This is a genomic window from Gracilibacillus kekensis, from assembly GCF_900143085.1.
GTDB lineage: Bacteria > Bacillota > Bacilli > Bacillales > Amphibacillaceae > Gracilibacillus > Gracilibacillus kekensis.
Genome location: NZ_FRCZ01000008.1, coordinates 120,178 through 132,558, shown reverse-complemented (window position 1 = coordinate 132,558; position 12,381 = coordinate 120,178). Strand labels below are relative to the sequence as shown.

Sequence of the window (12,381 nt, the reverse complement as noted above, 5' to 3'; positions counted from 1 at the left end):
CCACAGAAATATTGTGGCTTTTCATATATACAAGTCTTTATATTATATTTTGATTTGAACTTTAAGATTGTTCGGATCTCTTGGACCTTTCAAATAATCGATTGTTTCTTCTAAAGAAATTTCCTTTGAGATTAAATGGTTTAATTGTATCCGGCCTTCCTTAACCCAATGAAAAGCTGGATAAAAGGTATGATTAATAGCCATTGAACCAATTAATGTCCAATCTTTATTATATAAACGAAAAGGGTCTAGTGGAACGGTGGATCCTATTGGTGTCACCCCGAATTGCAAGTATTTTGCCGTTTTGCCCAAGAATCCGAATGCTTGTTCAATTACTTTAGGAATACCGGTAGCATCAATGACGACATCAAATCCATTTGGATAATGCTCATCGGATAATTCGTCACTTACATTATCACTTGTAACCACCTTGGTAGCTCCCCATTTTAAAGCCATGTCAAGTTTATCTTGGGAAATATCAACCACTACTAACTCCGATGCGCCGGCCATTTTTACGGATTGAATAAGTTGTTGCCCCATAGCACCTGCACCAAACAGTAACACCCGATCACCGACTTGAAGCTGTAATCGATTCATACCATGCACAACACAAGCCATTGGTTCAATAAAGGCAGCTTCTGGAAAATTCATTGTATCTGGAATTTTGACGACATTGCTACTTGGAACCTTTACAAATTCCGCCATACTACCATCAACTGTGTTCCCAAGTGCCCCCCAGTTCTCACACTGATTACCTCTATTCGTTAAACAAAATTCACAATGGCCACAAAATAAGGAAGGATCTGCAGTTACCCGATCACCCACTTGATATTCTGTTACATTTTCTCCCACTTCTTCCACTACACCTGAGAACTCATGCCCCGGAATAATAGGATATGGTGAAATAAACTCACCTAAAAATATATGGATATCTGTGCCGCAAATCCCGATGTTTTTCACACGGATGGTCACATCATTTGGACCTGGTTTAGGATATGGAACCTCCTTAATGACGGCTTGATTTGGTTTTTCAATAACTAATGCTTTCATAGCGATTACCTCCATTTTTATGTTAATGCTTATCCTTTTACCGCACCCATCGTTAACCCTCGAACAAGCTGTTTCTGTGTAAACCACCCTAAAATTAAAACAGGTAGTATTGCTATCGTAGCTGCTGCTGACATACTTGCCCAGAATAATCCTTCTTGTGTCATAAAAGATGCCATATATACAGGCAATGTAGCTGCTTTATGGTAGCTCAATGTAACTGCGAAGAAAAACTCATTCCATGCAAATACCATGGATAATAGCGCAGTGGAAACAAGACCTGGTCTAACTAATGGTAAAACAATCTGAAAGAAACTTTGAATTCCTGTCGCACCATCAATTTGAGCTGCTTCGATAATTTCAAATGATACATCATTAAAGAAAGAACGCATCATCCAGATTATTAAAGGAATATTCATCCCAGCATATAGAATGATTAAACCTGTCAGCGAATCTAATAAATTCAAATTTTTAAAAATGAGATATAGTGGGATAATAACACCCGCTATAGGCAAAAAGCGTGTAGATATAATCCAAAACAAAATATCGTCTCTCCTTTTTACACGATACATGGTCAGGGCATATGCTGCTGGCACACCAATTAATAAAGCAATCAATGTGGATACCAAAGTAGCAGTGACCGAGTTTAAGAAATATCCAACTACACCTAAATCAAAAATCACCTGATAGTTTTCCAATGTCGGTTTAAAAGCAATCGTTGGTGGTATAATGACGGCTTCTCCTTCACTTTTAAACCCTGTGATGAGTACCCATAAAATAGGGAAGAAGAACAAGAACGCTAAGAGATAGGTAAGAAAAGTCAATCCACCTGACGTAAGTTTTTTCATGCTTGTTCCTCCTTAAACATCCGTCGTAATACTTTAAACATTAACAACATCATAACGATAGTTAAAATAACGGTAATTACTCCAATTGCTGATGCTCCACCAACATCCCAGCTTTGGAATCCGGTTCGATACACTAAGAAGGAAAGGTTGGTAGATGCAAAGCCTGGACCACCGGAAGTCGTTACATAAATTTCACCAAATACTTGCAGGATAAACATTAACCCAAGTAAAACTACTACTTCGATATATCGTACAAGATGTGGAATCGTTACATTGAAAAATTGTTGCAAACGATTGGCTCCATCTAATTGTGCCGCTTCGATTAATTCCATTGGTAATGACTGTAGACCTGCAAGAAGTATCAGCATAAAAAACGGAATCCACATCCATGAAATAATGAAAATAACTGCCAGCAAAGGATTTTGCGTGAACCAATCATATGGTGCTACTCCAAAAACATTAGCAAAATAAGCGGAAAATCCAAAGCTTGGGTTATAGACCATTGTCTTCCAAATAATACCTGAAACGGTAGGCATCACGAAAAAAGGGGATATAAACATGGTTCTGACAATTCCCTTGCCCACGAAGTTCCGATTCATTAATAACGCTAATAATAAGCCGCATACAAAACAAATCATTAGTACCGATGTCGTTAAAATTAACGTGTTCATTGCAACTTCATAAAAAGAAGGTGCACTTAACGCTTTAATGAAATTTGTAAACCAAGTAAAGGTGACTCCTTTATCAGGCCTCATTAGGTTCCATTCTTGAAAGCTGTAATAAATGGTAACAATAAACGGAATTTGAGTTGCAATGATAAGGTAGACGACAGTCGGTAGTAATAACCTTTTCACTGGAGGGTTATTAAGGGCTTTTCCTTTCTTTTTGGATACCCTTCTTGGTTTTGAATTTTGTTGAACAGCCTCATTTTGATTCATGATTCACTCTCCTCAGCTTACATTTAGAATAGTAAGAAGAGGATCCTCCAATCCTCTTCTGCTATACTGTCCTACTCTTTATATCCGCCTTCCTCTGCCACTGCTTCTGCTAGCTTCTGGGCTTCATTCATTGCTTCTTCTACCGTGACATCTCCCGCAATTGCAGATGCGATATGCTGGCTTACTTCTGTCCCTAGTTCTTGGAATTCAGGAATCACAACATACTGAACCCCTTCGTATGGAACTGGATCAACTGTTGGCTGTTCGTAATCTACTCGTTCAATAGCGTCTAATACCATTTCAGCAAATGGTGCTGCTTCTTGATAGTTTGGATTTTCATAGGTTGATGTCCGTGTTCCTGATGGAGCAACAACCCAGCCTTCATTTTCACCAACTAATTCAATATATTCTTTACTTGTTGCCCAATTGATAAATTCAAAGGCAGCATCCTTGTTTTTACTCGCAGATTCTATTGCAAGTGACCATGCATAAAGCCATCCTGTATTTTCTTTTTCCATTTTAGGTGCAAAGGCATATCCAATGTCACCTACAACTTGAGAGTCATCAGGGTTGTTTAAGAAGCCTGCTGCAACAGTCGCATCGTACCACATCGCAGTTTCTCCTGTAGACATTAATGTTAGCGCTTCTGTAAATCCTGTATTAATTGCTCCAGGCTGTCCGGCATCTTGAATTAGGTCAGCATAAAATTGAACGGCCTCTACCGTGTTTTCACTGTTTAATTGTGCATTCCACTCCATGTCATACCAAGATCCTCCGTATGCATTTATAACCGTTGTTAAAGGTGCCATTACTTCACCCCAACCAGGTAAACCTCTTAACGTAATACCAGGCTTTCCAGTTTCCTCCTTGATCGTTCTAGCTAGCTCTCCAACTTCTTCCCATGTAGGTTCTAATGGCATTTCCAGTCCAAGCTCTTCAAAAATTGTTTTATTGTAGTAAAGCATACTACTTTCACCATAGAACGGTAATGCGTATTGAGTATCTTCATACGAAAGTGCATCTCTTAGTACTTGAAACACATCTTCCATGTCATATGCCTCTAATTCCTCAGCATCTAACTCTTCGAACATCGGACTTAATGGTTCAATCCAGCCATTTTCTGCCCAAATTGGTGTATCGTAAGTACTTATTGTGACAATATCAAATAGTCCTGCTCCAAGTGCCACATCTTCTGTTACCTTTTTACGAAGGTCATTTTCAGGTAAAACAACAAATTCTACATTAATTCCAGTATCCTTTTCAAAATATTCCTTTGTCATTTTCTGCATAATTTTCATATCTGGATTATTTACTGTTGCAATAGTAAGTGTGGTATCACCGTCAGACTCAGTTTCCGAGTTGGCATCGGTTTCGCCACTCGTTTCTTCCGTACCAGTACCACCTAAAGGTCCCTCTGTTGCATTATTAGGTGAACTCGTATTACATCCTGCTAAAATCAATGTTGACATTATAATCATGACAAATAATAGACCCCAAATTTTCTTCATCAATTTCCCTCCTTAATTTTTGAGCGCGCTTACAATTTAAATCATAGCAAATTATCTATTACCTTTGGCATGCGACTTGTCATAAATTTGTCACAATTAAGTGATGACAAAATTTAAATCACTTCCTTTATAACAAGTTCATAATCTTTGTTTATTAGGGTTAAAAGCGAAAATTTAACTCGTTTTTGGGTCTATATGTTATCAACTATCGACACTTTAAAATGAAAAAAAAATCAAGGATTTTACCTTGATTTTTCACTCAACTTTAATTTTTGTTTTTTATCATTGTTAACTGTTGAAATAAATTCTGATTCATTCCACTGTTCTTGTCGAGTCTTTATTTCAAGTTTAGTATTTAGCTGAGACATCAGCCACTTTAAAGGACTATATCCATCCTTTTTCTGAAGCTATCTTAACAGCCTGTTGCCTTGATTCTGCATATAACTTCTGAATGACTGCTGACAGATAGTTACGCACAGTGCCTTTTGTTAAAAATAATCTATCGCATATTTGATTTGTCGTTAACCCCTCTTTTACGAGGCGAAGCACTTCCGTTTCCCGTTCCGTCATTGGATTCGTTTCTTTCATAAAAAGTGTTGCAGCAAGGTCTGTACTAATCACCCGTTCACCGTTTATCACTTTTCGAATCGCATCGATCAGATAATCAATTGGTTCATCCTTCAGCAGATAGCCCTCCACTTCGAGATCTATTGCCTTTTGCAAATATCCCGGCCGCGCAAAAGTGGTCACCATCAAAACTTTACATGATTGCTCTGTCGCTCTTATTTTTTCAGCCAATTCAAGACCACTTACAACAGGAATCTCAATATCTAGTATGCAAACATCAGGTTTTTCCTTCTCGATGACTTCCCATGCTTTATCACCATCAGATACTTCTGCAAGTACTTCCATATCTGTTTCCAGTTCAATTAAAGAGCTTAAGGCGCCCCTCAGCATATGCTGATCTTCTGCAATCATGACACGAATCATTGGATACGGTTCTCCTTTTCTTCCCCATAGTATGGGATATTCAATTCTACTTCTGTGCCACAAGGAGATGCATTGGAAATGGCTGCTGTTCCTTTTATTAATTGCATCCGCTCCTTAATAGATTGGATACCATTGCCGCTCCCCGAATCATTTAGACCAATGCCATCATCATAAATCCGGATAACAAGGCTGCTGCCTATCACTTCGCTTGTGATCATGCAGCATCTTGCCCTACTATGTCTAATTACATTTGTGACACTTTCCCTGATAGAAAGAGCTGTCATCGTCTCCGCAACACTTGATAAAAGTGGGAGCTCCCCAATATGTAATTTATACTTCATTCCGACAGATTGTATTAATTTCTCCGCACTGTCTAATTCACTCTGTAATGAAATAAATTTCATATCTGAAACTAATTCTCTTACTTGTTTCAAGGCACTTCTTGATGTTATGAGGATATCAGTTAATTCCTCTCTTGCTCTTGGTACATCTTTATCGATCAACCGCGTAGTTAATTCACTTTTCAGTTTAATCATTGTTAGCGTCTGGCCAAGTGTATCATGGATATCTCTAGCTATTCGTTGTCTTTCTTCTTCCTGGATGTACTTTTCTATTTCGGCATTTGCTGCATCCAATTCCCCCTGCAAACGGTTTGATTTTTCCTTAATATGTATTAGTATTGGGAAAACTAACTGCAAAATCATAACAGGCAAGAGGAAGTAATTATCCTGACTATCTGAACTTTGCCAATACACAATGGCGAACATAATGGCGATTGCTGCTATTCCATATCCGATATGCCATTTTGACCTGGATCTGCCTATTAAATCTGCGAAAATAAAACCAAATAGTAAAATAGAAGAACTGACAAAAACACCGAATAATGTTAAAACAAACAAGCCTGACAAAGACGCGGCTAATAATCGCCAATCCCGGTGCCAGATCCCGATATAAAAAGATAGCAAGAAAACCGCTAGTAACAGTAAATTACCAAACAAACCAAATATGGTTTCCTCGCGTAGGATAAGGAAGAATAAGAAAACAATAGAAATGGCATCAATAAGTAAATAATGGTTTATCTGATCACTTGGATATATCTTTTTCATCATAACTGACATTCTCCATTTTTAGTTATTCTGGGAAAGTAATCGGATTGTCCGCTGTCGAATAATTTCCATTGGACCCTGCTGAAACTTATGGCTCCAGACGGATGCCAATATTAGTTGAGATAAGGAGATCATTGTCCAGGTGAGGATAATCGTCAGTGAATCAACCTTACCACCTAAAGCAAAACCCCACCCGTAGAAAATAACAGAAGCAATCACATTTTGTATCACATAACAACTTAGCGACATGCGCCCTGCTTGTTCCAGTCTCTGCCATAACCAGTCCCATTTCTTATATTCTATCATTTTTCCTATTAAACCAATATACCCAAGTGACAATATTGGCGCAAACAAATATCGAACCGGCAGATCAAATGCTCCCCCAGGTATAAAAATTAATAAATTCAGCGGCAGACCGAAATAGATTCCAATTTTAAACAGATTACTCCGCTGTTTTCTGCCATTCTCATCTGGTGAAAATACCCCTGCCCTCATCACACGAACACCTAATAAAAACAGGAAAATATTCATTGGGATAATTAATATAGCTTCCATTCTCAGCAGCAAAAAGCTGGAGAGTCGATATTCTACCTGATCAAGCCAGCTGCCGTTCTGGTATAATGCCACTACATCATCAAAACTTCCGAGTGACACATTTCCACCAAAAAGACTGGCAATCGTTATTAGCAAGATCACTCCCAGTTGAAATCCCCCAATCAGCTTCATAATTCTGGAGATAAAACGGTCGCCCCGTTTCAGGATATATGCGACGAGAAGAGCTGTCACACCATAACTCATTAATATGTCATATTCCATCACAAGGACATAATGGAGAAAACCCTCCGCAATCAGAAAGATCGCCGTCCATTTGTACACACCTGGCCATGCTTTGTTCTTCCGTACCATCTGCTGGTATTTCAATTCCATTCCCACACCAAACATGATCGTAAGCAATCCGAGAAGTTTACCGTTTACCAAAAATAAAACGAACATTCTCATGAGATCTTCAGTTTTCCACCAGTCAGAGTACTCATACGTGGTGATAAAAGACAGATCACCCAAATGCGCGAATATCCATATATTTGTTCCCAACGTACCTAATACAGCGATTCCTCTCAATATGTCAAGCAGTCTAATTCTCTCTTTCATTCCTCTCACACTTTCCTTCTTTATTTATAAATTAATCTTATCCAACAAAAGCAACGAGGAAAATTCACACCTGTAAGAGGAACCCTATGACACGTGTCATATATAATCAAAATCATTAACGATTTCTGTAGCAGCCTGTCTAGCTTTCCACAGCCTCAATGTGCACACGGTCACCCTTGTATGAGCGACCGGTTGAAAACTTTGATAATTATTTAAGATCCTATACTTAAAAGAAGGTCAGATTCTAATTAACTAACATAGTAGCGTAATAGAGCCTGACCTTTTATTGTTCAAAAGTTCTTGACTATAATTGGAAAAAGTATAAAAGGAGGCTATAAAAGCTCTCCCTTATAGCTTGATTAATTTGATCATTTTCAGGGTTAGAAGAGGATCAAATAATTTATTTATTCTGCTCTATTAAGTAAATCATGAACCGAAGTCCCTACTGCGTCAGATAAGGAATACCTTGTTTGAAAACCTAACTTTCTTAATTTGTTATCGTTCCAAATTCTATTTACTGAAAAATTCTTTATCATAAATGTCTGCTCAGATGTTGATATTGGATTAACTATAGCGTTTCTTCCAGTTATTCGGTCCATTTCCTTCTTTAGTTCATACCAGGTAACATCAAATCCTTTAACTAAATAAACGCCTTTATCATCCTTTGGTTTATTGTAAACTCCTAAAAACTCCATCGCTCTTCCAATATCTCTTGTATCTATTAAAGAAACTTTCCGATCACCTTCTCCTACAATAGGAAATTGATCATGAGTATGAGCTGTAAAAAGTCCTGAAAAAAAAGATTTCGTATCCCTCGCTCCAATGGTGCTTGCCGGACGTAAAATGATGGTCTCAATCCCAGCATTTTTTCCAATTTCTTTAACTATTCTTTCCCTTTCCATAGCTACTTTTTGTATTGGATACTCCGGTTGGGAAATGTAAGATTCATCTATGGGTTCATTACTTTTAAGATCATAAATTACAATTGTACTTAACTGAATAAACCTGGAAACACCATGCAAAGCTGCTGTTTCAATAAGTGTTTTAGTTAATTTAATTTCTACTGGAGCATCTAAATCGCTTGGCATATTCTGATTTGGATCTGCCGTACAATTATAAACTACATCCTTCCCATCCATTGCTTTACCAATTGCTCCGGGATCTGAAAAGTCTATCCTAACGATATTAACCCCTAAGCTTTTTAAAAAAGTTGTATTGCTTGTAGTACGAACTGCTGTCGTTACGTGATGCCCAGCTAATTGTAGTTGTTCAACGACATGACTGCCAATAAATCCAGTTCCTCCAAAGACAATAACTTTCATTTTAATCATCCCTTCCATTATTTTACTTAACCACCCTGTATTGCTATACTAAATGAAGTGCAACAGAAATAATAGTACGGAATTTAAGTGAAGTTACTATACAAAAATATAGTAGGAGGGATAAAAGATGATGCTTGAACCAGATTATCAGAACTGTCCTATTGAAAAGACGATGGATGTAATAGGAGGCAAGTGGACATTCTTAATTCTTAGGGATATTTTACAAGGAACGAAGCGTTTCGGGGAGTTACAAAGATCTCTAAGAGGGATTAGTCCAAGGACACTTTCGCTAAGGTTAAAAGAGTTAGAGGAAGAAGGCATTATAAATCGCACTATTTATTCAGAAATACCCCCTCATGTGGAGTATTCATTTACAGAAAAGGGGCGATCCCTTCTGCCAATCTTTGAAGCTATGAAAGAATGGGGAAATACTTGGAATGTAAGATAGTTACAATTACATACGATTAACTAGCACTAATTTATTTATTTTATTGGAAAAGTGGCTGATATGAAAAAAATACTATCTTTTATGGATTGGGGCATATTTGCTCTTCGTTCATACCATTATTTTTTGTTGTTGTCCCGGTTTTTTACAGAAGGTGAGCCTTCAAACAGTACATGGTTAAACTTCATTTGGTTGATGGCAGCGTTTATCGTTCCTATGATATTCTGGTTTCCAGGGCGGCGGAAGAACAAGGCCTGGTTTTGCATATTGGAGCTATTGCTAGGCGGCTCTTATTATGTGAATACTGTCTTCCATCCAGATCTGGCTTCCAAAGCAGACTACTTGTTGCCGAGTCTTACAATGGGTTTCTTATGGACTAGACATACGCTCTGGATCATTCCCATCGTTGCTTTGATTCCTTTTACCTTTCAGTCTCATTTAGGATTATCCTTGAAACAAACCCTTGGTATCGGAGCAGATAACCTTTTATTCTGCTTTATCGGCATATGGGCAAGCTCCGTAGCCAATGCGTATTATCAGAAAAATGAGCTAGTGGCTGAAGTTGAGCAGCAAAATAAGCTGTTAACTCACTACGCCGCTGAGATTGAGAAGATGACTTTGCTTAAAGAGCGCAACCGCATGTCCAAGGAGCTTCACGATACGCTGGGGCATTCTTTTATCTCACTTATTATGAGCCTTGATGTTTCCATTGCTCTTTTGGATAACAACACTGCCGAGGTCAAAGATCGCTTAATTCGTTTAAGAGCGTTAGCTGAAAATAATCTCAACGAAATGAGAAGCATTGTCCACGAGATAAGCGAAGAAGAAGAATCAAATCTTATACAACAAGTCGAGGAACTTGTGGTCAGTTTTCGAGAGCACACAGGAACTGACGTGGTCTTGAATCTGCTAGGGAAGGAACCGCCGTTGCTCTTTGAGGTGCGGCAAACGATCCTTCGGGTCATCCAAGAGTCTTTTACGAATGCACTGAAACATGGAAAAGCGTCTCAACTGCGTCTGGAGCTTTGGTTTTCCGAGTCCAATGTGCAATTGTTCATTCAAAATAATGGAAAACCTTTTGACAAGCTGGAATATGGCTTCGGATTGACTACTATGAAACAACGGGTCGAGGAGTTGGGAGGTAATCTGTTTGTATCATCTGAGGTAGGAACAGCCACATTTACCGAAGTCAGGTGTGAAATCCCTCTGAAAGGAATGATGGTATTGCATGGAAAAGATTAAAATACTGCTTGCCGATGATCAGGAATTAATTTTGGAGAGTCTCAGTATCATACTGTCCATGGAAGAAGATTTTGAAATTGTTGGCTTAGCCAAAAATGGGGAAGAAGCAATCAAAGGCTGTGAGCAGTTTCAGCCAGATATTGTGCTGATGGATATCAATATGCCGGTCATGGACGGCGTTGCGGCAACGGCACTGATTAAAGAGCGGCTACCTGTAACTAAAGTTATCATACTGACCTCATACCAGGAAGTAGAATATGTGCTGACAGCATTAAGCCATGGAGCAGAGGGGTATTTGCTCAAAGCCATTCATCCCAAGGAACTGGCTGCGGGCATAAGGGTGGTTCATGCGGGAGGGACTTTAATTACGCAGGAGATGGCAACGAAAATGATCAAAAGTATGAACCAAACCTCCGCACCGAAAAGTAATGTATACGGGCTCAGCTCCCGCGAAATTGAAGTACTGCATAAGCTAGCTTCAGGCATGCGCAATCAAGACATCGCTGAGGCGTTGTTTCTTAGTGTAGGAACAGTTAAAAATTACATTTCAACGATTTATTCGAAGCTGAATGTGAGTGGAAGGCGAGAGGCGACCCGTAAGGCCCGAGATTCGGGAATCATGGATCAATAAAAGGCCAATAGCTAAGATGCTGGTAACTTATTTTAGTTACTGGCTTTTTTATAGTCATATGACCAAAGCGCACTTACCAACTATGACTTTTTCAGCTTACACTTATAACGTACTTACGTGATATAAAGGAGCTGAAGTAAGAAATGAGAAATAGATATGTATATAACGAGAAACAACAGAATGGCGAAAATTTAAGTAAATGGAGTTCATTTTGGCGTTATCCAATCGTATGGATGATTACGGGAGCTATCGGTATTATTCTGGTAGATTCACTATTTCGGCAGCTAACCGATCAAACAGAGGGAATCACTTCCCTTCTACTTACACTTACGAAATGCTTTATTGTCATCATGGTCTATAGACTTACAATGAAATACCTGGCTCGCCGGTCAACTGCTGAGATATCAATACAACGCGCAGGCATTGAAACTGGGATGGGGCTTCTAACAGGGGCACTCTTTATCGTAGTGTCCATCCTAATTATTGTTGCTATGGGGGGTTACTCCTTACAATGGGCGAGTTCCGTAGATACGAGTGCTGTTCTGATAATGTCCATTGAAGCAGCTTTAAGCGCAGCCATCATTGAGGAGCTTATCTTTCGTGGGTTTATGTTTCAAGCAATTCAAAATTTGGTGGGAGCCTGGCCCGCACTCGCTGTGACCTCACTATTCTTTGGAGTTGCCCATATTGGGAATCCAGGGGCAACACTATGGAGTGCCTTCGCTATATCCATTGAAGCAGGTCTTCTGCTGGGAGCTGCATTCTTATGGCGACGGAACCTGTGGTTTGTCATAGGACTGCATTTTGCCTGGAATGCAATTGAGGATATGGTCGGCATTCCTGTTTCTGGATACTTAACAGCCGGGCTGTATAATGTAAAAGTAAACGGATCTGCACTTCTCACAGGGGGAGATTTTGGACTCGAGGCCTCCATTGTTCCGATTATAGTCAGCCTGCTTATTTCCATTCCTATGCTGATTTATGCTACAAGGAAACGGGCATCGTTACTAAAGATTTGAACTAAAAACATGCGCGAGCAAAGGAATAATGCGTAAAGCATTTTTCAAAGTACTATAAAAAGGGAAATGGCTGTCCCTTTACTTGACTTCACATCGGCGAACAGTCTTTTCTTTATAAGAAAATATAAAGGGCGAA

Annotated in this window: 12 protein-coding genes; 4 read left to right on the top strand and 8 right to left on the bottom strand. The window is 39.0% G+C overall.

Features of this window, described 5'->3' with window-relative positions:
* Window positions 1–42 precede the first annotated feature (42 nt).
* The 8 genes from BUC25_RS17085 to BUC25_RS17050 form a co-directional block, all read right to left on the bottom strand.
* Window positions 43–1,050, bottom strand: a complete 1,008-nt coding sequence (locus BUC25_RS17085) for a zinc-dependent alcohol dehydrogenase family protein (protein WP_073203090.1) — start codon at window positions 1,048–1,050, stop codon at window positions 43–45.
* Between the two features lie 29 nt (window positions 1,051–1,079).
* Entirely contained in the window at window positions 1,080–1,895 is an 816-nt protein-coding gene (locus BUC25_RS17080) for a carbohydrate ABC transporter permease (RefSeq protein ID WP_073203089.1), read from the bottom strand.
* Window positions 1,892–2,833 (bottom strand): carbohydrate ABC transporter permease, encoded by a 942-nt coding sequence (locus BUC25_RS17075; RefSeq protein ID WP_073203088.1) that lies wholly within the window; start codon window positions 2,831–2,833, stop codon window positions 1,892–1,894. The genes BUC25_RS17080 and BUC25_RS17075 overlap by 4 nt, the downstream gene beginning before the upstream one ends.
* Window positions 2,834–2,904: 71 nt before the next feature.
* Complete coding sequence (locus BUC25_RS17070) at window positions 2,905–4,341, bottom strand: ABC transporter substrate-binding protein (RefSeq protein WP_073203087.1); 1,437 nt, start codon at window positions 4,339–4,341, stop codon at window positions 2,905–2,907.
* Window positions 4,342–4,725: 384 nt separating this feature from the next.
* A complete protein-coding gene (locus BUC25_RS17065; RefSeq protein WP_073203086.1) occupies window positions 4,726–5,331 on the bottom strand; it encodes a response regulator transcription factor in 606 nt (201 codons plus the stop codon).
* Entirely contained in the window at window positions 5,328–6,440 is a 1,113-nt protein-coding gene (locus BUC25_RS17060) for a sensor histidine kinase (protein WP_073203085.1), read from the bottom strand. The genes BUC25_RS17065 and BUC25_RS17060 overlap by 4 nt, the downstream gene beginning before the upstream one ends.
* Before the next feature lie 18 nt (window positions 6,441–6,458).
* Window positions 6,459–7,586 (bottom strand): DUF418 domain-containing protein, encoded by a 1,128-nt coding sequence (locus BUC25_RS17055; protein WP_073203116.1) that lies wholly within the window; start codon window positions 7,584–7,586, stop codon window positions 6,459–6,461.
* Between the two features lie 404 nt (window positions 7,587–7,990).
* Window positions 7,991–8,908, bottom strand: coding sequence for an NAD-dependent epimerase/dehydratase family protein (locus tag BUC25_RS17050; RefSeq protein WP_073203115.1), 918 nt, complete (start codon window positions 8,906–8,908; stop codon window positions 7,991–7,993).
* 127 nt (window positions 8,909–9,035) lie between these two features.
* Between BUC25_RS17050 and BUC25_RS17045 the strand changes: the two genes are divergently transcribed.
* The 4 genes from BUC25_RS17045 to BUC25_RS17030 all read left to right on the top strand — a co-directional run bounded on the left by BUC25_RS17045 (window position 9,036) and on the right by BUC25_RS17030 (window position 12,245).
* On the top strand, window positions 9,036–9,356 hold the full coding sequence (locus tag BUC25_RS17045) for a winged helix-turn-helix transcriptional regulator (protein ID WP_139251854.1): 321 nt from the start codon (window positions 9,036–9,038) through the stop codon (window positions 9,354–9,356).
* 60 nt (window positions 9,357–9,416) lie between these two features.
* A complete protein-coding gene (locus BUC25_RS17040; RefSeq protein ID WP_073203084.1) occupies window positions 9,417–10,595 on the top strand; it encodes a sensor histidine kinase in 1,179 nt (392 codons plus the stop codon).
* Window positions 10,582–11,226, top strand: a complete 645-nt coding sequence (locus BUC25_RS17035; protein ID WP_073203083.1) for a response regulator — start codon at window positions 10,582–10,584, stop codon at window positions 11,224–11,226. The genes BUC25_RS17040 and BUC25_RS17035 overlap by 14 nt, the downstream gene beginning before the upstream one ends.
* A 143-nt stretch (window positions 11,227–11,369) precedes the next feature.
* Entirely contained in the window at window positions 11,370–12,245 is an 876-nt protein-coding gene (locus BUC25_RS17030; protein WP_073203082.1) for a CPBP family intramembrane glutamic endopeptidase, read from the top strand.
* Window positions 12,246–12,381: the final 136 nt, after the last annotated feature.